Genomic DNA, 22,937 nt, shown 5'->3' with positions numbered 1-22,937 from the left:
GCCCGCCCCTTCCCGCCCCCGATGACGCCGCCTGCCCACCCGAGCGATTTCTCCGGCGACCCGCTGTTCGCGCGCACGGTCGCGTTCTGCGCGTTCACCGACGTGGAGGAACAGGCGCGGTCGTTCGACGGCTGGAACATGAACTACACGCAGATCTCCGGCGGGCTGTTTCATGGCTCGTCGTCGATCATGTCGCTGGGCGGCATCAAGCTGCTCGTCGAAGACCTCGACAAGGTCATCCTGCAGCAAGGCGCGGTGCCGTCGGAGCGGATCGCCGTGGCCGTGCCGCTGGAACTGGAAGGCCACGCGCGGCTGTGCGGCGAGAAGAGCGGGCGCGACAGCCTGCACGTGTTCTCGAGCCAGCCGCAATTCGAGTTCTATTCGCCCGACCGGCACGTGCTCGTGAATATCGAGATCGAGCCCGGGAAGCTGTCGACGGAAGCGATGCGCACGGTGGCCGCGTCGCTGCGCGCGCAAACCCATTCGCCGGTGATCCCGATGGCGACCGCGATGGCCGACCATCTGCGCGACCTGCTGCGCCAGACGCTGGCCGCCGCGGCGAAATGCCTGCGCATCGACGACGTGGCGACGCAGGAGAGGATCGAACTGCTCGAGCGCACCGTGCTATATGCGATCTCGGAAGCGATGACGGCCGCCACGCCGGAGGCTGGCGCGCAGGCCGCGCGCCCGACGAAATACTGGTCGCTGGTCAACGCGGTGCAGGAACGGCTCCAGGACGCGTCGACCTGCCCGCTGTCGATCGCCGAACTGTGCGTGCAGCTCGGCATCAGCCGGCGTACCGCGCAGTACGCGTTCCACGATACGTTGAACCTCAACCCGATTGCGTATCTGCGTGCCGTGCGGCTGAATCACGTGCGCCGCGAACTGCGGCTCGGCGATTCCGTGACGTCCGCCGCCACCAAGTGGGGCTTCTGGCACCTGAGCAGCTTCGCGCAGGACTATCGCGCGATGTTCGGCGAGTTGCCGTCGGCCACGGCGAAACGCTACGCCGCGCACCGGGCCGGCTAGGGCCCGCTCACGATCCGGTGGCCGATGCGACGGATATCGCACCGGCCACCGCGCTGCCTGCTACGTCACTCGTCCTGCTGTTCCTGCTGCGCCTGCACCTGCCGCTGCTGGATGAACTGCCGTACGTCGCTCATCGTCACGCGTCCGGTGTGCTTCGCATCGATCTCGTCGAAGTGCTTCGACACGAAACCGAGCCCGCTGCTCTGCGCCTGCGCCTTCGTCACGGCCGCGCCGTTGCTCAGCACGGTATTGCCGCCGAGCCGTGCGTCGACGCGCTGCTGCGCCTGCTGCTGCAGCGCCGCGCCGGTCGACGGCAACACCGGCGCCGCCCGCGTGGCCGGAAAGAACGGACCGTCGACACCGCGCCCGCCGTGCGGCAGCTTCACCGGCGCCACCGACTGCGGCGGCAACGCGTAGGCACTGCTCATCACGGCTCCGAGCACGATCAACGGGGACATACGCCGCATCAATTTGATTAGGGACATGATCACTCGCATTCAATGGATGAATAGAGGGTTCCTTTGACAAGGAGTCCGTCGCTTAAGGGGCCGCCGCCAGCGTCGTCGCGGCCGTCGCACCCGGGACGCTGCCGGTCGGCACGCTGGGCGGGTTTTCATCCGGCCACGGCGGCGGCAGCGTGTGCAGCGTCAGCGCCGTCGGAATCCGCGCGCCCTTGTAGAACGTCTTCAGGTCCCGCTTCATCTCCGGCCGGGCGACGTCGTCCAGGTAGATCATGTGGCCGCCCTGGAAGAAGTTCACCTGCAGCTTCGGATTCAGGCCCTTCACCGTCTGCAGCCGCGCGAGTTGCTTCTCGGTGTTGAAGAACGGCGTCGCGAGATCGTGATAGCCGTTCTCCGCGAGCACGCGAAGCTTCGGGTTCAGCTGCAGCGCACCGAGCAGATCGGGGATCGTGTCGGGCATCGGCTGGCCGTCGTGCGAGAAGTCCCAGACGCCGATGATGTTGTCGTTCAGCGGCAGGTACGTCGCGTTCGGGGCGGTATAGCCGAGGTAATCCGGCATCTGCGTCGCGAGCGCGTTCGTGAACGGCTGCGAAATCAGGATGTCGGACGGATCGCCGTCGTTCTGCAGCCGCGGATCGGAGTTCGGCAACGACACGCGTCCGTCATACCGGCCGATCGTCGTGCCGGGCAGCAGGCTCGTGCCGAACGGATTCGCGTTGAAGTAGCCGCGCAGCGCCTGTTGCGTCAGGCTCGACGGGATCGACCACAGCTTCAGCGTCGCATCGCTCGGGAACACCGGCGTGCCGAGCGCATCCGGAATGCCGAGCTGGCTCAACACCCACGACTGCGAGTACTTCTGCAGCTGGTTGTAGATCAGCGTCGTGAACAGTTCCGTCTGCAGTGCGTACAACCCCGGGTTCACCGGTGCCGGCGAGACCTGGTTGAAGTACGCCGCGACCGCCGCGTAGCCGGGCAGATAGCCGGCCACCGTATCGGTTTCGAGCAGCAGCCCTTCCGTCGACTGCGTGATCGCCACCGCCTCCACCGCATCCGCGAAGTAGTTCAGGATCGCCGACTGCAGCACGATGCCCGTCAGGTGCACGCCGGCCGATTCGAGCGCGAGCGCCAGCATGTCGGTACGCGGCGTGCCGTACGATTCGCCGTACAGGTAGATCGGCGACGTGCTGCGGCTGTTGACGTTCAGGTAGCGCTGGATGAAGTCGCGCATGATGTTCACGTCCGCATCCGAACCCCAGTACTTCTGGTTGGTGTTCGGCAACACGGCTTCCGACAGCCCCGTTCCGGGCGGGTCGATGAACACGAGGTCGGTGGTGTCGATCAGGCTGTCCGCGTTGTCGACGAGCGGATAGTTCGGCCAGTTGGTGCCGAACAGCGGATCGGGCGTAGCGACCCGCGTCGGCGCGAACGAGCCGAGCCGCAGCCAGATCGACGACGAGCCGGGGCCGCCGTTATAGACGAACGTGACAGGGCGCGGCTTGCCGTTCTTGCTCGGCGCGGTGTACGCGACATACGACATCGACGCTTCCGCATTGCCGTTCGCATCCTGCGCGGTCAGGTGGCCGGTGGTCGTCGTGTAGTTGACCGTCGTGCCGCCGCCCTTCCACTGGTAATGCATGACGGCCGCTTTTTCGGAGACCTGCGACGCGGCGAGGCCGTCGGTCGCATTCATCGAGTACGCGACCTGGTCGACGTAAGGCTGGTTGGCCGCCGGCGCCTGGTTGCCGGCCGCTTGCGCGCTGGCCTGCTGGCTGGCCGTGGCCTGCGCGAGGCTCGACGCGCCGACGGACGACGAATCGTCGCCGCCGCACGCCGCGAGCGCCAGTGTCATGACGGTCAATGCACCTAGCCCGGCCAGCCGGCCGTGACAAACACGGCGGCTGCCGGTACTGCTCCTGTCTGGTTTCATCTCTTTCCTTGTGGCTGGTTCAGATACCACTTCACAAAGGCCGCCAACGCCCGCGAAACGCGCAGGCCTACCCGCCACTCGCGTTGCACGGTCGGCAGTCGGCGGTTGGGGATGGGACTTCTCAGAGACTGAACTTGATACAGACACAGCAAACTGCTGGCGAGAATGGTGCTCGGACGCGCCCCCTGCAGTCTGGACAACTTTTATATGACCAAAATTTACGACATGACAAAAATAGGCGGTGCTGCGCCGCGTTGTCAAAGATCATTCCGATATTAAAAATCCCGCAATGATGCGAAGGGCCGCCAGTGTCTGGCATTTGAAAGAAAACGGGATTATTCGTGCAAGGTGTGCTTTATCCGCAATGCGGCGCCAAATATTTTACTTTTCTCGCACAACACGCAAGCCTTTGCCGTATTGGCACTGCGCATCGAAGGCCTTCAGATCGACAGGATTTTTCTTTCATTTTTATTATCCATAATCGATTAAGACTGGATAGCGACATTCACCCGTCACTTCAGGATTCGATTCACTTCGGCCTTTCTTCAATTGCGATGCCGATGCGCATCGCGTCATCCACAAAATACCGATTTCGTTAATTCAATCCGGTATCGGCGGCATTATTTACCCGATATCCGGCCGGCATTTCCAGGCGGGCCGACGACGTGCGGCGGGGCCGCACGTCGTCAGTGACGGCACGTCAGCCCGCGATTACTTCCCGCCGCCCGGCAGCGCGATATCGATCAGCACCGGATCGTGATCCGACGAACGATACGCATCCGGCGCGTAGAACGTCTTCTGCTGTTCGGCCGACTTGTACGCGAGCGTGTACTGCAGCGCGAGCGGCTCGTCCGCGTTGATGTGCCATTCGTGCACGGCCTTCACGTGCGACGCGAGCGGCAGCGTCGCGAGCGCGTGATCGAGATAGCCGGCTTCGCCGTTGTACACGTAGCTGTACGCATTTGCGCCGATCCAGCGCGCGACGAGGTTGCGGTAGCCGCGCGATTCGAGCGTGCGGATCGGGTCTTCGTACGTGTAGCTGTTGAAGTCGCCGATCAGCAGCACGCCCTGGCCCGCGACACCCGTCGGGTTGCCTGCGAGCCAGTCGGCCACCTTCGCCGCCGCACGCGTGCGCGTCGGGTTCCAGCAGCCCTGGCCGTCGCCCTGGTCGAGATCGTCGTTCGCGGCGTCCGGGCAGTTCTTCGACTTCAGGTGGTTCACGGCCACCGTCAGCGACTGCTTGTTGCCGTTGATCAGCCGGAACGACTGTGCGAGCGGCTGGCGGTTCTTGTCGTCGATCGCGAGCGTCGCCGTGCGGCCGACCGGTTCGACCTTGCGGCTGTCGTAGATCATCGCGACCGCGATCGCATCGCCACCGAGGCGCGACACGCCCGGATCGACCACGCGCCAGTTGTTGCCGAGTTTCGCCGCGAGCTGGCGCACCGCGCCCAGTTCGCCGTAGCCGTTGTTCTGGACTTCCATCAGGCCGATCACGTCGGCGTCGAGCGCCTTCAGCGCGCCGACGATCTTCGCTTCCTGACGCTGGAATTCCTGGTAGTTCTTCGCGCCGCGGTTGTTCGGATCGTCGAAGCCGCCGCCGAGACCGTTGCCGTTGAAGTAGTTCAGCACGTTGAACGACGCGACGCGCAGGTTCGACTTCGGATCGCGTGCCGGCGCGTTCGTGCGCGGGTTCGGACGCGTGTCGAACGCCGGTACGGCCGCGCCGGGCAGCGGCTGCACGCGCCATGCGCCGTAACGCACCTCGAGCACGCCTTCGACGTCGCGCACGGTGTAGCCCGCACGCAGCGTGTTCGCGGCCGACAGGCCCGGCGCCGGGTACGGCACGGTTGCCGGGTTCTGCTTGTTCGAGCCGTCGTCGAGGATCAGGCGGTTGCGTGCGTTCGCGTCGATCTGCGTCTGCGCCTGGGCGGGCGGCACGACGCTCGTCGGCGTGCGCAGGCGGCCATTGCTGAGCATCACGCTGCCGTAGCGGCCGAGCTCGTAGTTGTCGGTCACGTTCAGCGTCTGCGGCAGGCGCACGAGCATCCCTTCGTACGCGGCGAACGTGCTCGGGCTGTCGACCGGCAGCGTGAGCGTCGCGGGCGTGACCGTCTGGCCGTTCGCGCACACCGCGATCGCGCCCGACAGCGTCAGTTGCGTCTGCCCGTATTTCTCCTCGACCTTGCCCGTCACGTGCACGAGATCGCCGGCCTTCGCGCGCGCTTTCGGCGCATAGACGAACAGGCCTTCGGACACGCCCGGCTGGTTGCGGCGTTGCGCATCGGCCTGCTGGACGAAGAAGCCGCCGAAGCCGTCCGTGCCGCCGAAATCGGCGGTGACGACGGCTTCGATCGACACGTTCTGGCCGGCGAGCGGCGACGGCGCGCCAGGCCCCTGGATATCGGCGATCGGCGTCGTGCTGCCGCCGCAGTTCGGGCTGACGGGGGCGGCCGTGGCGGCGAAGACCGGCGCGGCGAGCGTCGGGAGCAGCAATAGCGGGGTAAACAGGCGGATTGGCGAGCGCATGACGGGGAATCCCGGTTGTGAGGGTGGCGAAAGCTTAGCGGCGCTCAATGACAGTTTTTGGTAATCGAAAGACAGGTCGATGTAATTGTCGTTATCACGCTGCGATCGCCACCGATCGCCCGTTCGGGCCTGAAAATGCGGGGAAATCGTCTGACGAAAAACGTCTTCGTGCCCGCGACGATTGCCCCGCGTGCCTGTGCGCATGGCCCGCCGCGCTACACCGTCCCCGGCAACGCACTCGACACGAGCACGGCCGCGACCATCAGCACGCCACCGAGCACGACCGCCTCGATCCGCAACACTGCGCCGAACCGTTTCAACGAACGGGCCGGCATCGCGGCGACCGGATCCTTCAGCGCGGCCAACAGCTTCGGCATCCCGAAGAAGCGGTTGTGCCCGCCGAGCGCCGCCGCGATCAGCACCAGCGCGAACTTCAGCAGCAGGATCTGCCCGTACGTCGACGCGACCAGGTTGGCGGGCGTGGCGACACCGCGCCAGCCGTTGTACGCGCCGGTCGCGAACAGCACGATCAGCGCATACGTCGATGCATCGGACAGCGACTGCACGAACGATGCGCCCGCCATGCGTTCGCTCGCGGGCATGCCGGCGAGCCGCGGCATCACGCCGAACGCCGTCACGAGCACGAGCCCGACCCACGCGCTGATCGCCAGCAGATGCAGCCAGTCGATCCACACCGGCACGCTGAACCAGCCTGCGTCCACCGGATGCCCGCCGTTGCTGCGCGCCAGCGCGACGCAGGCGAGCGCAGCCCACATCGCGAACGGAACCCGCGTGTCGTCCGCGCGCCTGACGCACGACAGCAGCACGACGACGAGCATGAACACGGCGCCGGCCAGCCAGGCATGACCGAATCCCGTGCCCGCGAGCATCGCGCAAACGGCCGGCCCCGCGTCGAGCAACGACACTTCGCTCATCAGTGCGCAGTGCGCCCAGAACGCGGTGATGCTGGCGAGCAGCGACACGACCGACGCGAGGCGCAGCGTCGCGACGAGCCGCCGCCCGACGGCGCGCTGCCATGCCGACGCGCCGCGCGCGAGCCAGTGGCTGCCGAGCAGCGCACCGACGACGACGGCGAACCCGGCGTTCTGGATCGCCACCGCCACGAGCCGCAGCAGGCCGACGATGCCGTCGTTCATCCCTTCACCCTGAAGGTATAGGTGCCCTTCGTGCGGTGCGCATCGGCCGTCATCGCAGCCCATTGCACCGTGTACGCACCGGGCGCGAGCTTCGGCATCGCGACCGTCATCACGCGCGGGTTCGATGCATCGACCTGCGCCTTGTCCTGCGTGACGGCGTTGCCGCTCGCGTCCGACACCTTCACCGAACTGAATGCCGGTTCGAGGTCTTCGTTGAAGGTGAGCCGCACGGCGTCGGGCGCCACGTCGACCGTGCTGCCCGTCGCCGGTGCGGCGCTTTCCAGCTTGCCGTGTGCCGACGCCGCGATCGGCACGGCCGCAACGAGTGCGGCCGCCGCAACGATCGCGGCCAACCGTCCGGGATTCGTGATCTTCATGTTCGCGCTCCGCGTCACGGCTTCTTCAGTTCGACGACCGTCAGCGCGCCATTCACGTCCTCGGCGACGAAGTCGATCTTGTCGCCGGCCTTGACCTGCGACAGCATCGCCGGGTCCTTCACCTTGAACGCCATCGTCATCCCGTCCATCCCGAGGTTCTCCAGCGGGCCGTGCTTGATCGTCAGCTTGCCGGCGGCCGTATCGACCTTGCGGATTTCACCGTGCGACATGCGCTGCGCCGCGTCGGCGCCCTGCTTCGCGGCGCCGCTCATGTCCATGCCGGCCATGTCGCCGGCTGCGTACGACGCGGCGGAAAACGCCAGCGCGCAACCCGTTGCCATCAAAACCAGTCCCTTCTTCATCGTGAAGACTCCCATGTGAGTGAATGAAACCCGGCGGCCGCATCGGTACGGCCACCGCGTGCTGCTGCTCAACCGTCCGGCAATTCGCCGGTGTATTCGTAGGCGACGGTGCCCTTCGGATGCCGGAACCAGCCCGGATCGCGATAGTCGTTGCGGCCGAGCCCCTGCCGCACCTTGCAGACCGTGAACATGCCGCCCATCTCCAGCGGCCCGAACGGGCCGGTGCCCGTCATCATCGGCAGCGTGTTGTCCGGCAGCGGCATCTCCATCCCGCCCATCGCGCCGCCCGTGCTGCCCATCGCCATGTAGTCGGGCACGAGCTTGCCGATGCGCTTCGCGAGATCCTTCTGCGGCACGCCGATCAGGTTCGGCACCTGGTGGCCCATCGCATTCATCGTGTGGTGCGACTTGTGGCAGTGGAACGCCCAGTCGCCCGGACGATCGGCGGTGAACTCGATCGCGCGCATCTGCCCCACCGCGACATCGGCCGTCACTTCCGGCCAGCGCGCCGCCGGCGGAATCCAGCCACCGTCGGTGCCCGCGACTTCGAAGCTGTAGCCGTGCAGGTGGATCGGATGGTTCGTCATCGTCAGGTTGCCGAAACGAATCCGCACGCGGTCGCCGGCGCGCACCGGCAGCGGATCGATGCCCGGGAACACGCGCGAGTTGAACGTCCACATGTTGAAGTCGGTCATCTCGTTCACGCGCGGCGTGTAGCTGCCCGGGTCGATGTCGTACGCGGCGAGCAGGAACACGAAGTCGCGATCGACCGGCATCGTGCCGCGATCCTTCGGGTGCACGATGAACATGCCCATCATCCCCATCGCCATCTGCACCATCTCGTCGGCGTGCGGGTGATACATGAACGTGCCGTGCGATTCGAGCTGGAACTCGTAGACGAAAGTCTTGCCGGGCGGAATGTGCGGCTGCGTGAGACCGCCCACGCCGTCCATCCCGTTCGGCAGCCGCAGCCCGTGCCAGTGGATCGTCGTGTGCTCGGGCAGCCGGTTGGTCACGAAGATGCGGACCTTGTCGCCTTCGACGGCCTCGATCGTCGGGCCCGGCGACTGGCCGTTGTAGCCCCACAGGTTCGCGTTCATGCCGGGCGCCATCTCGCGCACGACGGGTTCGGCCGTCAGGTGGAATTCCTTCCAGCCGTTCTTCATCCGCCACGGCAGCGACCAGCCGTTCAGCGTCGCGACGGGCGTGTACGGGCGGCCGTTCGGCGGCACGAGCGGCGGCTGCGTGCCGGTTTTCGCCATCGAGGGCGCTTCGGGCAGCGACGCGGCGCCGGCCTTGCTGACCATCGCCGCACCGAGCAGCGCGGCGCCCGAGCCGCTGAGAAATTGTCGACGGGACACCATGTCAATGACCTTCCGGATGCGTTTGCGTCGCGGGCGCCGGTTGCGCCGCGGGGGTGGAAGCCGGCTGCGGAGCAGCGTCGGCCCTGGATGGGGATTCGGGTGCCGAGGCGGTGTCATTCGTCGCGCGCGGCGCGGCGCCCGATGACGGCAGCCGGCCGCCGACGGCCATCTGCAGATCGGTTTCGGCGAGCCAGTAGTCCTTCAGCGCATCGATGTAGCCGTTGACCGCGCCGACCTGTTCGCGCGCATCGGTCAGCAGCTCGAACACGCTCGCCAGCATCCCGTTGTAGCGCAGCAGCAGTTCGTCGGAGATCGTCTTGCGCAGCGGCACGACTTCATCGCGATAGTGCGTCGCGACGTCGTAGCTCGTCACATACGCCGCGTACGATTCGCGCACTTCCGAGCGCGCGTCGATCGCCGTCTTCGCGAGCCGGTTCGCCGACTGCATGTAGATGGCCTCGGCGCGCGCGACCTTCGCGCCGCCCCAGTCGAACAGCGGAATCTCCACGCTGATCTCGTAGCCGTGCTCGTGGCCCTTGCCGGTCTCGTAGTTGTTCACGTAGCCGAGCTCGACCGCGTTGACGAAGCGTGTCGCCTTGCTCAGGCCGAGCGACGATGCGACGCCCTGCGTCTGCAGCTTCGCGGCCTGGATGTCGAAGCGGTTGCTCATCGCGAAGCGTTCGAGACCGGGCAGGTCCGGGCGCGCTTTTGGCAGGTCGGGCAAGCGCTCGGGCAGCGCGTACTGCGTGCGCTCGCCCCACAGCCCCAGCGCGCGCGTCAGCTTCTCGCGCGCGGCCACGGCCTGTTGGCGCGCCTTCGCGTGCTGTGCGACCGCGTCGGCATGGAACGCCTGTTCGCGTGCGTAATCGAGGCGGCTGAAGTTGCCGGCCTGCCGCATGCGCTGCGCGAGTTCGGCGGCCGCGCTCGCGGCGTCACGCACCTGTTGCGCGTAGTTCGCGGCCTGTTCGGCGGCGACGGCCTCGACATACGCGCGGCGCGCATCGGCCGCCACCTTCAGCATCGCGTCGGCCGTTTCCAGCTTGGTTTGCTCGAAGCGGCGGCGTTCGATATTCGTTGCGAGCGGCATCGTCAGCAGCGCGAACACGTTCGCCGAGAACGTGCGGCCAAGCGTCAGCTCGCCATCGCCGGCGCGCGTGCGGCTGAACGCGAAGCGCGGGTTCGGCAGCCGGCCGGCCTGCACGAGGTCGGCCTCCGACAACCCGAGTTCGGCATACGACGCCTGCAGCCCGCGGTTGTTCAGCAGCGCGACCTGCACCGCGTCGTCCATCGACAGCGGTTTCGCAAGCAGTTCCCTGGTTCGCTTGTCGACGGCTTCGCGATCAGCGTCGGTCCTGACGACCACCGCGTCTTTCCCGATGCGTTCCGATGCGGCGGACGACACGGCATCGAATCCGCCGTCCTTCGAAAACGTCGTGCAGCCCGCGAGGAACGCCAGCGCGACCGCGGCCGCGCCGATCCTCGGCGATATCGCCAGGTTCGTCATTGCGCGGCCCCTCCGTGTGTTGCATGGGCGCCGCCGTTGCGCGGCGGCGTGCCGGGCTTCGCGGGCCGCGCCGTCACGTCCCGGTTCAGTTGTTTCCAGCCCGGACCTTCGTCGTCGCGATACGGCCGGTAGCCATCGAATGCGGACGTCACGGTGACATCCGGCACCGCCGCGGCGGCGTCCGCCGGATCGGGCAGCGGGGTTTGCGCAGGCGCGAGCGACGGCACGAAGGCCGCCGCGCTCAACAGCGCCGCAGTGATCAGTCGCATGAAAAGGTCTCGTCGTGAGTCGTCCGGCGGATTCGATATCGCCGCCGGCGCGGATTGCAGATCGCGGCCGGTCGGGCCGCGGGCCGTGTCTAGACGAGAAGCCGGCGCGGTGGCCTGTCGATGCCGCCAGTCAGGAACGACACAACGACTGGCGTCGGAGCGAAAGAGGCGATCGCGATACCGATACCCGACGCAACGGACACCGCAGGGAGATCCGCCATGCCGGTGCCGAAGCAGCACGACCCGCACGCCGGGCACGGCTGTGCATGTCGCGCATGATCGTCGTGCTCATGCTGATGCCCATGCTGGCCACCGTGCGCACCCGGCATCGCATGCTGCGCGGCCGAATCATCGGCGCGTGCCGTGCCTTCCGCGTGCGGCGTAGCCACGACCGCGCCCGCGCATGCCATCGACACGGCCGCGAACGACTGGATCGGCAGGCTCAGCGCCAGCAGCACGACGAGGACGAATTTGCGCCAGTACGACATGGATGCGGAATCAGGCAGGCAATGACCGGATGGGCCGGCACGGCGCCGCAATGGCGCGCTCCGGAGACACGACGGCCGCAGCTTATCGCCGGCGCGGTGACGACGACATGGCCGAAACATGACCGGATTTTCATGAAACGCGGGCTACGCAGCGTGCGCGCTCCATGACAATCCCGTCATCCGGCGGTCATCCTTCGCGCACGCGCGGCGCCGTAAGCTCAGGCGTTACACTGACCGGCTGGAATCACGGACAGCCTGCCTTACCATGCGGATACTGATAGTCGAAGACGAACCCAAGATGGCCTCGTACCTCCGGAAGGGGCTGATGGAGGCGAGCTACACGGTCGACATCGCGGAAAACGGCAAGGACGGGCTGTTCCTCGCGCTGCACGAGGATTTCGACCTCGTCGTGCTCGACGTGATGCTGCCGGAGCTGGACGGTTTCGAGGTACTCAAGCGGCTGCGCGCGCAGAAGCAGACACCCGTGCTGCTGCTCACGGCGCGCGAGGCGATCGAGGACAAGGTCGCCGGGCTCGAACTCGGCGCCGACGATTACCTGCTCAAGCCGTTCGCGTATGCCGAATTCCTCGCGCGCATCCGCTCGCTGCTGCGGCGCGCGCCGCGCAACGTGCGCGAGCTCCTGCAGGTTGCCGATCTCGAGGTCGACCTGCTCAAGCGCCGCGTGCGGCGCGCCGACACCCGCATCGACCTGACCGCGCAGGAATTCTCACTGCTGCAGTTGCTCGCGGAACGCGAAGGCGAAGTGCTGACGCGCACGTTCATCACGTCGCAGATCTGGGACATGAATTTCGACAGCGACACGAATGTCGTCGATGCGGCGATCAAGCGCCTGCGCGCGAAGATCGACAACGCGTACGAGAAGAAGCTGATCCACACGATCCGCGGGATGGGCTACGTGCTCGAGGATCGCTCGTGACCGCGAGCCCGGCGTCGTATTCGCTGCTGCGGCGCCTGACGGTCGCGTTCGCCGTCGTCGCCGCGCTCGTGTTCGCGCTGACCGGCGCGTATCTGTACCGTTCGCTGTCCGCAGAACTCACGCGGCGCGACGACATCGAGATCTCCGGCAAGCTCAACCAGTTCCTGCAACTCTCGCATGCCAGCGGATCGACGGCCGCGCTGCGCGCCGATCCGGCCGTGTTTCATGAAGTGCTGCTGTCGCACCCGGGCGTCTATCTCGGCATCTACGACGCGCAGAACCACCCGCTCGTCGAGCATTCCGACGAGGCCGGCAACACGCTCGCTTCCGTCATCGCGGCATCGCATCCGGCCGGTGGCAGCGCCGGCCCGTTCACCTGCTCGCCATCCGGCATCGGCACGTCGCGCTGCGTGTACGCCCGCGAAACGCTGCCGTCCGGCGAAGCGATCCAGGTCGCGCTCGCGCGCACGGCGACCGACCGGCATTCGCTGCTCGAAAGCTATCGTGTCGACATCTGGCTCGCGGCGGCCGTCGGCGCGCTGCTGGTCGGCGCACTCGGCTATGCGGTCGCGTCGCGCGGCCTGCGCCCGGTCGAGAGCCTCGGCCGGCAGACGTCGCGCATCGAGGCGCACAACCTGAACGCGCGCCTCGACGCGCGCGGCGGCCCCGTCGAGCTGCGTGAACTCGCGACGTCGGTCAACCGCATGCTCGACCGCCTCGAACGCGCGTTCGTGCGGCTGTCGCAGTTCTCGTCCGATCTCGCCCATGACATGCGCACGCCGCTCGCGAACGTGATCAGCTCGTCGCAGATTACGCTGTCGCGTGCGCGCTCGACCGAGGAATACGAAGCGCTGATCGATTCGAACATCGAGGAATGCGAACGGCTGCAGCGGATGATCGAGAACATGCTGTTTCTCGCGCGCACCGACAATGCGCGGCAGCACCTGAAGGCCACCGCGCTCGACGCGGGCAGCGAACTGCGCCGGCTCGCGTCGTATTTCCAGGCGCTGGCCGACGAAGCGGGCGTGCGCATCGACGTGCAGGGCGAAGCGCCGGTCATCGCCGACGCAACGCTGTTCCGGCGCGCAGTGAGCAACCTCGCGTCGAATGCGCTCGAACACGCGGAAGCCGCGTCGACGATCGAGCTGGCCGTTTCGACGCAAGGGAATTTCGCAGTCGTCGAAGTGACGAATCGCGGCGGCGCGATTCCGCCCGAACAGGTCGAGCGGATCTTCGAACGCTTCTACCGCATCGATTCGTCGCGGCACGGCGCGGCCCGCAATGCGGGGCTGGGGCTCGCGATCGTGAAGTCGATCATGGAACTGCATCGCGGCAAGGTCGAAGTCGCGAGCCGCGACGGGCGCACGACGTTCGCGCTCTACTTTCCGCGCAGCGTGGAAGGGCAATCCGGTTAGCGATTCTCATTCACGACGTTCACGTGACGTCACCCCATGCCGATTGCTTTCCGATGCGGCAAGCGTGCCCGCCATGCACGCGCCTTTCCTCATCCGATGCAAGGATATGCACACGCAAGCTTGCCGAAAGCAATCGGCTCGGCTAGACTGCCCTTCGTCTTTGGGGAGTAGCCTGCTTTCCGTCCCCCGGAAAGCGAACGCGTCAACACACTCGGCCTGCGGCCGTGGCGCGTTCAGCCGGATCGGCTTGGCGAGACCATAGGCGCATCGCGTCGTTCCTGGTCGGACGTCGGCGGATGCGCCATGGTTCGTCAGCGTCCGACCACGGAGTCCCCATGTTCCCCGCAACCTTCTCCCCGCGCTCCCCCGCCCGTTACGCACGTGCCTGCGGAGGTGCCGCATGACCTACATGTTCCTCGAACTGGCGTTCATGCTGATCGTCATCCTCGTCGCGGCCGAGGTCTTTACCAATGCGCTCGAACATCTCGGCGAACGCCTGAAGATTTCCGAAGGCGTTACCGGTTCGCTGTTCGCGGCCGTCGGCACCGCGCTGCCCGAAACGATGGTGCCGCTGCTCGCACTGGCCGGCGGCACCGCGAACCAGGCCGTCAACGAGGAAATCGGCGTCGGCGCGATTCTCGGCGCGCCGCTGATGCTCGCGACGCTCACCACGTTCCTGATGACGCTCGCCGTGATCCGCTCGCGCGGGCTGCGCGGCACGATCGCACCGGAGCGCACGGGCTTCGTGCGTGACATGAACTACTTCCTCGCAGCCTTCTCGCTGGCCACCGCCGCGATGTTCGTCCCGCATCACAACTGGGCCGTGCGGGCACTGCTCGCCGCGATGCTGGTCGGCATCTACGTGATGTACGTCGTGATGACGTTCCGCGCATCGACCCAGCTCGTCGATGCCGGGCACGGCACCGAAGCGCCCCATGCGATGTTCCTGTCGCGTCTCGGCCTGCCGACCAACCTGGCGACGATCGCGCTGCAGTTGCTGATCGGCCTCGCGTTGCTGATCGCCGGTGCGAAGGGCTTCATTCACGGCGTGGAAGGCGTGTCGCACGTGCTCGGCATCTCGGCGCTGCTGCTGTCGCTGATCATCGTGCCGATCGCGACGGAGTTGCCGGAGAAGGTCAACAGCGTGCTGTGGATCCGGCGCAAGAAGGACACGCTCGCGTTAGGCAACATCACCGGCGCGATGGTGTTCCAGGGCACGCTGCTGCCGGCAATCGGCATCATGCTGACGCCGTGGGAGCCGCGCCCCGAAGTGCTGACCGGCGTGATCATCACGTTCGCGGCGGCCGCGTGGCTGCGCTTCAATGCGCGCACGCGCGGGCTCGCGATCTGGGCGCTGCTCGCGAACGGCGCGGGTTATGCGGGGTATCTGGTCCTGACGCTGACGCGTTGATGCTGATGCCCTGACGCCAGGAACGGGCGCGCCGGCCGACGGACACGTCGGCGCGGCGCGCTTCGCTGCGCGGGACGCAGGCGGCAACAACGCCCGCTCCGGACGATCAGGAACCCTTGACGAGCTTGACGATCGTCAGCGTGCCATCGACCTTCTCGATCCGCACCTTGACCTTGTCGCCCGCATGCGCATGCGCGAGCATCGCCGCATCCTTCGCCTTGAACGCCATCGTCATCGCCGGCATCCCGACGTTTTCAAGCGCGCCGTGCTTCAGCGTGATCTTGCCGCTCGCGGCATCGACCTTCTTCACTTCGGCATCGGTCAGCGCGGCATTCGACTCGGCCGCACCGTCCGACGACATCTTCATGCCCGACATGTCCATGCCCGACATCTCGCCGGCGGCAAACGCCGGTACGGCGACAGCGCCGAGCGCGACGACGGCGGTTGCGGTAGCGGTGGCGATCAATCGATTCATCTTCATCGTAATTCTCCAGTTGGGGTGGATGGCACGTTCGTGCCGGAAGGAACTGCATCGGAATGCCGCACCTGGCCCGCGCTTCGTGCACGACGGCGCTGAAACAGGAGCCACGCGGCGGGAATGACGAACATCGACAGCAGCGGTGCCGTGACCATGCCGCCGACCATCGGCGCGGCGATGCGCTGCATGACTTCGGAACCGGCGCCGTGGCCGACCATGATCGGCACGAGGCCGGCGAGCACGACGGCGACCGTCATCGCCTTCGGCCGCACGCGCAGCACCGCGCCCTCGCGGATCGCGTCGAGCAGCACCGCATCGGTCAGCGGTGCGCCGGCATCGAGCCGGCGCTGCAGCGCGCCCTTCAGGTACAACAGCATCACGACGCCGAACTCGGCGGCCACACCGGCCAGCGCGATGAAGCCAACCGACGTCGCGACGGACACCGCATGGCCCAGCACCCACACGAGCCAGAAGCCGCCGATCAGCGCGAACGGCACCGTCGACATCAGCAGCAGCGCATCGGCCGCCGAATCGAACGTGAGGAACAGCAGCACGAAGATGACGACGAGCGTGACGGGCACGACGGTGCGCAGTGTCGCCGCCGCGCGCTCGAGATACTCGAACTGCCCCGACCACGCGATCGAATAGCCGGGCGGCAATGCGACCTGTTGCGCGACGGCCTGCTGCATCGCACGGACCGCCGTGCTCAGGTCGACGCCGCGGAGATCGACGTACACATAGCCGGACAGCCGCGCGTTCTCGCTGCGGATCATCGGCGGCCCGTCGGCGATGTCGATGCGCGCGACGTCGCCGAGGCGGATCTGCGCGCCGCGCGCGGTGACGACCGGCAGTTGCCGCAGGTTCTCGAGCGAATCGCGGATCTCGCGCGGATAGCGGATGTTGATCGGGAAGCGCTCACGCCCCGCGATCACTTCGCCGACATCGTCGCCGCCGACCGCCGACGACACGACCGACTGGATATCGGCGACCGACAAGCCGTAGCGCGCGGCCGCGAGCCGGTCGATATCGACGTCGATGTAGCGCCCGCCGGTCAATCGTTCCGCAAGCGCGGACGTCACGCCCGGCACGTGCTTCACGGCCGCCTCGACCTGCGTCGCGATCGCATCGATGCCGGCGAGGTCCGGCCCGGAAATCTTCACGCCGACCGGCGTCTTGATCCCGGTGGACAGCATGTCGAGCCGGTTGCGGATCGGCGGCACCCACACGTTCGACAGGCCCGGCACCTTCACCGTCCGGTCGAGTTCGTCGACGAGCTTCTCGGGCGTCATGCCGGGCCGCCATGCGCTGCGCGGCTTGAACCGGATCGTCGTCTCGAACATCTCGAGCGGCGCGGGGTCGGTGGCCGAATCGGCGCGGCCCGACTTGCCGAACACCGTGTCGACCTCGGGCACGGTCTTGATCAGCCGGTCGGTCTGCTGCAGCAGCGCGCTCGCCTTGTCGGCAGAAATGCCCGGCAGCGCGGTCGGCATGTACAGCAGGTCGCCTTCGTCGAGCGGCGGCATGAATTCGCCGCCGAGCCGCGACAATGGCACGGCTGTCAGCGCGAGCGCGACGACCGCGACGCCGATCGCGAACCACGGGCGCCGCAGCGTCGCTTCGAGCAGCGGCCGGTACAGGCGAATCAGCACGCGGTTGATCGGATTCGCGTGCTCGTGCGGAATGCGGCCGCGCACGAGATAGCCCATCAGCACCGGCACCAGCGTCACCGACAATCCGGCGGCGGCCGCGATCGTGTAGGTCTTGGTGAACGCCAGCGGCGCGAACAGCTTGCCCTCCTGCCCTTCCAGCGAAAACACCGGGATGAACGACAGCGTGATGATCAGCAGCGAGAAGAACAGCGCGGGCCCGACTTCCGCGGCCGACGCCGCGACGAGCGCCCAGCGGCGCGCGGCCGTGAGCGGCTCGCCCGGATGCGCGTGGTCGTACGCTTCCAGATGCTTGTGCGCGTTCTCGATCATCACGATCGCCGCGTCGATCATCGCGCCGATCGCGATCGCGATCCCGCCGAGCGACATCAGGTTCGCGTTCACGCCCTGGTAGCGCATCACGATGAACGCGGCCAGCACGCCGAGCGGCAGCGACAGGATCGCGACGAACGCGCTGCGCAGATGGAACAGGAACACCGCGCAGACGATCCCGACGATGACGAATTCCTCGATCAGCTTGTCCTTCAGGTTGCCGACCGCGCGCTCGATCAGTTGCGAACGGTCGTAGGTCGTGACGATCTCGACGCCGGGCGGCAGCGAGCGCTTCAGGCCGGCGAGCTTCGCCTTCACCGCATCGATCGTCGTCAATGCGTTCTTGCCCGAGCGCATCACGACCACGCCGCCCGCCACCTCGCCCTGCCCGTTCAACTCGGCGATCCCGCGCCGCATCGCCGGGCCGACCTGGATGCGCGCGACGTCGCCGAGCAGCACCGGCGTGCCCGCGTCGTCGGTGCGCAGCACGACATGACGGAAATCATCGAGCGTGCGCAGGTAGCCGGACGAACGCACCATGTACTCCGACTCGGCCAGCTCGACGACCGACCCGCCGGATGCCTGATTGGCCTGACGCAGCGCATCCGCGACCGCCGCCTGCGTGATGCCGTAGGCGCGCAGCCTGTCGGGATCGAGCACGACCTGGTACTGGCGCACCATGCCGCCGATGCTCGCGACTTCCGAGACGTCCGGCACCGCCTTCAGCTCGAACTTCAAGAACCAGTCGTTGAGCGCGCGCAATTGGCCGAGATCGTGATGGCCGGTGCGATCGACGAGCGCGTACTCGTACACCCAGCCCACGCCGGTCGCATCGGGCCCGAGCGACACGGTCGCGCCGGCCGGCAGCCGGCTCTGCACCTGGCTCAGGTATTCGAGCACGCGCGAACGCGCCCAGTACGGATCGGTGTGGTCGTCGAACAGCACGTAGACGAACGCGTCGCCGAACGACGAGTACGCGCGCACGGTTTTCGCGCCCGGCACGCCGAGCAGCGTCGTCGTCAGCGGATAGGTGACCTGATCCTCGACGACCTGCGGCGCCTTGCCCGGATACGACGCCTTCACGATCACCTGCGTGTCCGACAGGTCGGGCAATGCATCGAGCGGCGTCTGTCGCAGCGAATGCACGCCCCATGCGGCGAGCAGCACGGTGGCCAGCAGCACGAGGAAGCGGTTCCGGACCGACCAAAGAATGATGCGCGCGATCATCGTTCGCCTCCCTGCGGCTCGATCTTCGTCAGCCGGTAGCCGTCGTCGGTCTGCGTGAACGCGAATCGTACGGTCTGGCCTGGCCTCACGTCCGGGAACGCGCGGGCCGACGGCTTGCCGAACGCCATCGTCATCGCGCCCCAGCCAAGCGCCGGTACAGGCTGATGCGAGAACGTGATGTCATCGGCCGTGACCTTCTCGACCTTGCCGGTGGTTTCATAGACCGGCGCGGTTGCCGCGACGGACGATGCGGCCGCGCTTGCCCCCGTCGCGCGCTCCAGCCGCGGCAGCACGCCTTTCAGGCTGGCTTCCGAATCGATCAGGAACTGCCCCGACGCGACGACCGTGTCGCCCTCGTTCAACCCGCCGAGCACTTCGGTGTCGCCGCCGACATCGCGGCCGGCCGTGACCGATACCGGTTGAAGCCGGCCGTCGCCGTTCTTCACGATGACGATCGTGCGCTTGCCGGTCGCGATCACGGCCTCGGACGGCACGAGCAGGCGCGACACCGTGTCCTTCGCGGCGACACGCACGCGCATCAGCATGCCGGGCGTGAGCTTCAGCGATGCGTTGTCGATCTCCACGCGTGCCTGCAGCGTGCGGCTGCCGGTGCTGATGCCGGGCAGCACTTCGCGAATGCGTCCGCTGAAGTGGCGCGCCGGATCGCCCGCGAACGTCGCATCGACCGACATCCCCGGCTGCACGTTCAGCGCGAGCGCTTCCGGCACCTCCACGATCAGCCACAGCGTCGACAGCCCGGCGATCTTCGCGAGCGTCTGACCGGGCGCGACCATCGCGCCGTCGCGCACGTTCAGCTCGCTGACGACACCCGTTTCCGGCGCGGCAAGCACGACATGCGTCTGCGCGCGGCCGGTGCGATCGAGGGCGGCGATCATGCCGTCCGGAATCGACAGCGCCCGCATCCGCGCGCGCGCCGCATCGAGCAGGCTGCCGTCCATCCCGCCGCGCTTCAGCGCGAGATATTCCTCCTGCGGCGCAAGCCAGTCGGGCACGAACAACGACGCGACCGGTGCGCCCTTCGCGATGCGCTGCATCGGTGCACGCGCGTACAGACGGTCGATATAGCCGGTCACGCGCGACTGCACGACGTCCGCGCGCGATTCGTCGAACTGCGTGGTGCCCACCGCGTCGAAGCCCGCCGCCGTCTGCTGGCGGCGGACGGTCGCATAGCGGATGCCGAGGTTCTGCTGCAGGCCCGGATCGATCCGGATGCCCGCTGCGTTGCCGCCTTCGTCCGCATAGACGGGCTGCAACTGCATGTCCATGAACGGCGATTTGCCCGGTTTGTCGAAGTGCTGGTTCGGCACCATCGGATCGTGCCAGTACAGCACCTTGCGGGTTGCCTGCCGGTCCGGCATGCGCGTCGGCGAAGCAGCGGCCATCTCGGCACCGCCCGCCGCATGGCGGGCGCCCGCGAAATAGCCGGCCCCGGCAAGCGCCGCGCCGGCGAACGCCATCAGCGCCGCGCGCGCCAGTGATTGCTTGGTCATGGTGTTCTCCTTCACTGCGCGGCGGCCATCGCCGACGGCACGACCTGATATTCGAGCTGTGCCCAGGTCTGCGATACGTCGCGCCTGAGATCGAGCACCTGCAACTGCGCGTCGAGTTGCGCGCGCCGCGCGGCGAACGTGTCAGCGAGCGCCCCCGTACCGGCGCGGTACGCAGCCGTCGCGAGCTGCACGCGCTGGTCGGCGGCCGGCAGCAGCGCGGCGCTCAGGTTCGCGATGCGTTCGCGGGCGCTCGCCAGCGTGTCGGATTGCGTGCGGATATCGGCCTGCACCTGACGCAGCGTGTCCTCGTACATCAGGCGCGCCTTCGTCTCGAGTGCGGCCTTCTCGGCGACGTCGCGGTTCTGGCGGTTCTTGCGATTGAGCGGCAGCGGGATCGAGACGCCGACCGACACCATGTTCGAATACGCGCCGCCGCGCTGCTGGTACGCGATCTCCCACGTCCAGTTCGGGCTGCGCTCGCTGTTCGCGACCGCCGTGTCGGCTTCGGCCACCGCGATGTCGTCCGCCGCCGCGACGAGCGCCGGCTGCGACAGGCGCAGTTCGTCCGGCGGCAGCGACGACACGAACGATTCGGGCGCGGGCGGCGCCCCCGTCACGTCGGCCACCGGAACGGCCGTCCAGCGGGCCAGCGCGATGAGCGCGGTGCGATACGCCTGCTGTGCCTTGAGCACCTGATCCTGCGTTTGCGCGAGCATCACGCGCGCCTGTACGACATCGCTCGCACTCGCCTTCGCGCCGCGATACGACGCCTGCGTCGCCTCGAGTTCGTGATTCATGTGACCGAGCAGCGCCTGCTGCAGCGCGAGCGCCTGCTTCGCGTAAACGGCGTCGAGCCATGCCGTCGCGGTCCGCTCACGCACGGTGGCGAGCTGCGCGAGATAGCCCGCGCGTTCGCGGCCGACCTGCTCGTTGGCGAGTGCCGTGCGCAGCCGCCGCTTGTCGCCGGACACCCATTCCTGTTCGATGCCGATACGGCGCATCGTCATGAAATCCTGGCCGACGGTGAAGCGCTGGCCGCCGTTGATCGGCAGGTTGTCGATGCCGGCCTTGAGCATCGGGTCCGGCAACTGGCCGGCCTTGAAGGCCGCTTCGGAACGCGCGAGCACGGAAGCCTGCGCGGCCTGCATCGAGGCGGAATGATCGGTCGCGGCCTGCAGCGCGGCGTCCAGCGTGAAAGGTGGCTGCTGCGCGTGAACGGCGCCCGCCACCAGCAGCGCTGCCCACAGCACGGGCGCGCGCCGACACGCACGCCGCGTGTGCGGCGTGCTGAAATCGAATGACATGGTGTAACCCCAAGTCGGAACCCAAAGGGATTCCACGTCCTGCGCACAGGACGAACCTCACCGCGTGGGCGGTGAACCGGTCAGATCGGGATCAGCTGATGCGTGGAGGGCGCCACAACCCGCTCGGGTCGCGGACCGGGACGGACTGCGTGTAGTGGAAGACGATCGTGCTGGCGAATGCAGCGGGACGGCTGACGTCGGCGCGGGCGGCCGGGTGATAGAGACTGCCGAACTGGCATTGGGCCGTCACCTTGCAGGCCATGCCCTTGGCTTTGGCCTTCGCGTGATCGGCGGATGACGGCTGCATCGAATCGCAGTCGCTCATGCCGGTGGACATGGCCAGGTTCATGCCGGTGTCCGAATCCATCGACATCGTGTGCTGCATCGGACATTCACCGGTCAAGCCGCTGGCTGCCAGCCCAGTGATGGGCAGCACCGCGCACAGCAGCAGCAGGATGAAAGTCCGAAGCCATTTCATGGCGCGATTATAGCGCGGCCCATTGCTGCGTGGCGGTGCGTCGATACGGCGAAATGACGCGCCGTCTCCATGACCGCCACCGCGGATTACCGCAGCAGATTGTCCGCCGCCAGCACGGCCTGCACGGCCGGCCGCACGCGCACCCGCTCGTACCACGCGCGCAGATGCGCATGCCGGCTCAGGTCGATATCCGCGTGGTACACCGAGCGCATCCAGTCGGCCTTGCCCCAGCCGGTGAGCGCAAACAGGTACGCATCGGCGACCGTGAACGTGTCGCCCGCCAGGAACGTCCGGCCGTCGAGCTGGCGGTCGATCCATGCAAAGCGGCTGTCGAGTTTCTGCCGGACGGGCTCGACGTACTTCCCCGCCTGCACGGCATACAGCAGCGGGATGAAACCCTTGTGGATCTCGGTGCCGAGGAAGTTGAGCCATTCCATCAGCCGGTAGCGCGCGAGCGTACCGTAGGCCGGTGCGAGCGCGGCTTCCGGGCGCTGGTCCGCGAGATACTGCGCGATCACCGGCCCTTCGCGCAGCATCGTGCCGTCGTCGAGTTCGAGCAGCGGCACGTAGCCGAGTTCGGTCACGTCGTAGAAGTTGCGGCCGTCTTCGACGACATGCTTGCGGGCGTCGACCTTGACGATCTCCGCGTCGATATCGCCTTCGCGCAGCACGATGCAGATCGCCTGTGAACAACTGCCGGGAGCGTGATAGAGCTTCATGCGTTTCCTTCGTG

The 22,937-nt window shown here is 67.2% G+C and carries 20 protein-coding genes and 1 riboswitch; of the genes, 5 read left to right on the top strand and 15 right to left on the bottom strand.

The genetic code is table 11. From position 1 onward, the window contains the following. The first annotated feature begins 21 nt into the window (after nt 1–21). Nucleotides 22–1,029: a helix-turn-helix domain-containing protein gene (locus OHZ10_RS20745; RefSeq protein ID WP_059237756.1), complete on the top strand. Its 1,008-nt coding sequence runs from the start codon at nt 22–24 to the stop codon at nt 1,027–1,029. Nucleotides 1,030–1,094: 65 nt separating this feature from the next. On the opposite strand, the gene OHZ10_RS20740 is transcribed toward OHZ10_RS20745, so the two are convergent. The 9 genes from OHZ10_RS20740 to OHZ10_RS20700 all read right to left on the bottom strand — a co-directional run bounded on the left by OHZ10_RS20740 (nt 1,095) and on the right by OHZ10_RS20700 (nt 10,976). Next, nucleotides 1,095–1,526: a hypothetical protein gene (locus tag OHZ10_RS20740; RefSeq protein WP_059237757.1), complete on the bottom strand. Its 432-nt coding sequence runs from the start codon at nt 1,524–1,526 to the stop codon at nt 1,095–1,097. A gap of 43 nt (nt 1,527–1,569) precedes the next feature. Beyond that, nucleotides 1,570–3,417, bottom strand: a complete 1,848-nt coding sequence (locus OHZ10_RS20735; RefSeq protein WP_174993335.1) for a S10 family serine carboxypeptidase-like protein — start codon at nt 3,415–3,417, stop codon at nt 1,570–1,572. A gap of 711 nt (nt 3,418–4,128) precedes the next feature. After that, nucleotides 4,129–5,943, bottom strand: a complete 1,815-nt coding sequence (locus OHZ10_RS20730; RefSeq protein WP_342705677.1) for an ExeM/NucH family extracellular endonuclease — start codon at nt 5,941–5,943, stop codon at nt 4,129–4,131. 215 nt (nt 5,944–6,158) lie between these two features. Then, nucleotides 6,159–7,100 carry a copper resistance D family protein gene (locus OHZ10_RS20725; RefSeq protein WP_342705676.1) on the bottom strand — a complete coding sequence of 314 codons (942 nt, stop codon included), beginning with the start codon at nt 7,098–7,100 and terminating at the stop codon, nt 6,159–6,161. Then, a complete protein-coding gene (gene copC, locus OHZ10_RS20720; protein ID WP_256086836.1) occupies nt 7,097–7,477 on the bottom strand; it encodes a copper homeostasis periplasmic binding protein CopC in 381 nt (126 codons plus the stop codon). The genes OHZ10_RS20725 and copC overlap by 4 nt, the downstream gene beginning before the upstream one ends. A 14-nt stretch (nt 7,478–7,491) precedes the next feature. Continuing rightward, nucleotides 7,492–7,839 carry a copper-binding protein gene (locus OHZ10_RS20715; protein WP_059240831.1) on the bottom strand — a complete coding sequence of 116 codons (348 nt, stop codon included), beginning with the start codon at nt 7,837–7,839 and terminating at the stop codon, nt 7,492–7,494. A gap of 68 nt (nt 7,840–7,907) precedes the next feature. Continuing rightward, on the bottom strand, nt 7,908–9,203 hold the full coding sequence (locus OHZ10_RS20710; protein WP_342705675.1) for a copper oxidase: 1,296 nt from the start codon (nt 9,201–9,203) through the stop codon (nt 7,908–7,910). Nucleotide 9,204: 1 nt separating this feature from the next. Further along, nucleotides 9,205–10,707, bottom strand: coding sequence for a TolC family protein (locus OHZ10_RS20705; RefSeq protein ID WP_342705674.1), 1,503 nt, complete (start codon nt 10,705–10,707; stop codon nt 9,205–9,207). After that, a complete protein-coding gene (locus OHZ10_RS20700) occupies nt 10,704–10,976 on the bottom strand; it encodes a hypothetical protein (RefSeq protein ID WP_342705673.1) in 273 nt (90 codons plus the stop codon). The genes OHZ10_RS20705 and OHZ10_RS20700 overlap by 4 nt, the downstream gene beginning before the upstream one ends. Before the next feature lie 275 nt (nt 10,977–11,251). Between OHZ10_RS20700 and OHZ10_RS20695 the strand changes: the two genes are divergently transcribed. From OHZ10_RS20695 to OHZ10_RS20680, 4 genes are all read left to right on the top strand, one after another. Next, nucleotides 11,252–11,632 carry a hypothetical protein gene (locus OHZ10_RS20695; protein WP_342705672.1) on the top strand — a complete coding sequence of 127 codons (381 nt, stop codon included), beginning with the start codon at nt 11,252–11,254 and terminating at the stop codon, nt 11,630–11,632. A gap of 97 nt (nt 11,633–11,729) precedes the next feature. Next, on the top strand, nt 11,730–12,401 hold the full coding sequence (locus OHZ10_RS20690; protein ID WP_059237765.1) for a heavy metal response regulator transcription factor: 672 nt from the start codon (nt 11,730–11,732) through the stop codon (nt 12,399–12,401). Continuing rightward, nucleotides 12,398–13,816 carry a heavy metal sensor histidine kinase gene (locus tag OHZ10_RS20685; RefSeq protein ID WP_342705671.1) on the top strand — a complete coding sequence of 473 codons (1,419 nt, stop codon included), beginning with the start codon at nt 12,398–12,400 and terminating at the stop codon, nt 13,814–13,816. The genes OHZ10_RS20690 and OHZ10_RS20685 overlap by 4 nt, the downstream gene beginning before the upstream one ends. 150 nt (nt 13,817–13,966) lie before the next feature. Further along, nucleotides 13,967–14,143: riboswitch (yybP-ykoY riboswitch) on the top strand. 73 nt (nt 14,144–14,216) lie between these two features. Next, nucleotides 14,217–15,227, top strand: a complete 1,011-nt coding sequence (locus OHZ10_RS20680) for a sodium:calcium antiporter (RefSeq protein WP_342705670.1) — start codon at nt 14,217–14,219, stop codon at nt 15,225–15,227. A gap of 106 nt (nt 15,228–15,333) precedes the next feature. On the opposite strand, the gene OHZ10_RS20675 is transcribed toward OHZ10_RS20680, so the two are convergent. From OHZ10_RS20675 to OHZ10_RS20650, 6 genes are all read right to left on the bottom strand, one after another. Further along, nucleotides 15,334–15,708 (bottom strand): copper-binding protein, encoded by a 375-nt coding sequence (locus OHZ10_RS20675; RefSeq protein ID WP_059237768.1) that lies wholly within the window; start codon nt 15,706–15,708, stop codon nt 15,334–15,336. Continuing rightward, a complete protein-coding gene (locus OHZ10_RS20670) occupies nt 15,705–18,911 on the bottom strand; it encodes an efflux RND transporter permease subunit (RefSeq protein ID WP_342705669.1) in 3,207 nt (1,068 codons plus the stop codon). Before OHZ10_RS20670 ends, OHZ10_RS20675 begins: the two co-directional genes overlap by 4 nt. Beyond that, nucleotides 18,908–20,422 (bottom strand): efflux RND transporter periplasmic adaptor subunit, encoded by a 1,515-nt coding sequence (locus OHZ10_RS20665; RefSeq protein ID WP_174993324.1) that lies wholly within the window; start codon nt 20,420–20,422, stop codon nt 18,908–18,910. The genes OHZ10_RS20670 and OHZ10_RS20665 overlap by 4 nt, the downstream gene beginning before the upstream one ends. Before the next feature lie 11 nt (nt 20,423–20,433). Beyond that, nucleotides 20,434–21,726, bottom strand: a complete 1,293-nt coding sequence (locus OHZ10_RS20660; protein WP_342705668.1) for a TolC family protein — start codon at nt 21,724–21,726, stop codon at nt 20,434–20,436. 91 nt (nt 21,727–21,817) lie between these two features. Then, a complete protein-coding gene (locus OHZ10_RS20655) occupies nt 21,818–22,204 on the bottom strand; it encodes a hypothetical protein (RefSeq protein WP_059237771.1) in 387 nt (128 codons plus the stop codon). Between the two features lie 86 nt (nt 22,205–22,290). Then, on the bottom strand, nt 22,291–22,923 hold the full coding sequence (locus tag OHZ10_RS20650) for a glutathione S-transferase C-terminal domain-containing protein (protein ID WP_059237772.1): 633 nt from the start codon (nt 22,921–22,923) through the stop codon (nt 22,291–22,293). Between the last annotated feature and the right edge of the window lie 14 nt (nt 22,924–22,937).

This window comes from Burkholderia arboris (assembly GCF_038723655.1).
Lineage (GTDB): Bacteria > Pseudomonadota > Gammaproteobacteria > Burkholderiales > Burkholderiaceae > Burkholderia > Burkholderia arboris.
Note: the sequence above shows the minus strand (reverse complement) of the source record. Positions and strands in the feature narration are given on the sequence as shown.

Excerpts from the sequence above, each read along its gene's own strand:
- OHZ10_RS20735 (WP_174993335.1), bottom strand. The coding sequence starts at position 3,417 with ATGAAACCAGACAGGAGCAGTACCGGCAGCCGCCGTGTTTGTCACGGC.
- OHZ10_RS20690 (WP_059237765.1), top strand. The coding sequence starts at position 11,730 with ATGCGGATACTGATAGTCGAAGACGAACCCAAGATGGCCTCGTACCTC.
- OHZ10_RS20740 (WP_059237757.1), bottom strand. The coding sequence starts at position 1,526 with ATGCGAGTGATCATGTCCCTAATCAAATTGATGCGGCGTATGTCCCCG.
- OHZ10_RS20710 (WP_342705675.1), bottom strand. The coding sequence starts at position 9,203 with ATGGTGTCCCGTCGACAATTTCTCAGCGGCTCGGGCGCCGCGCTGCTC.
- OHZ10_RS20655 (WP_059237771.1), bottom strand. The coding sequence starts at position 22,204 with ATGAAATGGCTTCGGACTTTCATCCTGCTGCTGCTGTGCGCGGTGCTG.
- OHZ10_RS20695 (WP_342705672.1), top strand. The coding sequence starts at position 11,252 with ATGATCGTCGTGCTCATGCTGATGCCCATGCTGGCCACCGTGCGCACC.
- OHZ10_RS20730 (WP_342705677.1), bottom strand. The coding sequence starts at position 5,943 with ATGCGCTCGCCAATCCGCCTGTTTACCCCGCTATTGCTGCTCCCGACG.
- OHZ10_RS20665 (WP_174993324.1), bottom strand. The coding sequence starts at position 20,422 with ATGACCAAGCAATCACTGGCGCGCGCGGCGCTGATGGCGTTCGCCGGC.
- OHZ10_RS20680 (WP_342705670.1), top strand. The coding sequence starts at position 14,217 with ATGACCTACATGTTCCTCGAACTGGCGTTCATGCTGATCGTCATCCTC.
- OHZ10_RS20700 (WP_342705673.1), bottom strand. The coding sequence starts at position 10,976 with ATGCGACTGATCACTGCGGCGCTGTTGAGCGCGGCGGCCTTCGTGCCG.
- OHZ10_RS20745 (WP_059237756.1), top strand. The coding sequence starts at position 22 with ATGACGCCGCCTGCCCACCCGAGCGATTTCTCCGGCGACCCGCTGTTC.
- OHZ10_RS20725 (WP_342705676.1), bottom strand. The coding sequence starts at position 7,100 with ATGAACGACGGCATCGTCGGCCTGCTGCGGCTCGTGGCGGTGGCGATC.
- OHZ10_RS20675 (WP_059237768.1), bottom strand. The coding sequence starts at position 15,708 with ATGAAGATGAATCGATTGATCGCCACCGCTACCGCAACCGCCGTCGTC.
- OHZ10_RS20715 (WP_059240831.1), bottom strand. The coding sequence starts at position 7,839 with ATGAAGAAGGGACTGGTTTTGATGGCAACGGGTTGCGCGCTGGCGTTT.
- copC (WP_256086836.1), bottom strand. The coding sequence starts at position 7,477 with ATGAAGATCACGAATCCCGGACGGTTGGCCGCGATCGTTGCGGCGGCC.
- OHZ10_RS20660 (WP_342705668.1), bottom strand. The coding sequence starts at position 21,726 with ATGTCATTCGATTTCAGCACGCCGCACACGCGGCGTGCGTGTCGGCGC.
- OHZ10_RS20650 (WP_059237772.1), bottom strand. The coding sequence starts at position 22,923 with ATGAAGCTCTATCACGCTCCCGGCAGTTGTTCACAGGCGATCTGCATC.
- OHZ10_RS20670 (WP_342705669.1), bottom strand. The coding sequence starts at position 18,911 with ATGATCGCGCGCATCATTCTTTGGTCGGTCCGGAACCGCTTCCTCGTG.
- OHZ10_RS20705 (WP_342705674.1), bottom strand. The coding sequence starts at position 10,707 with ATGACGAACCTGGCGATATCGCCGAGGATCGGCGCGGCCGCGGTCGCG.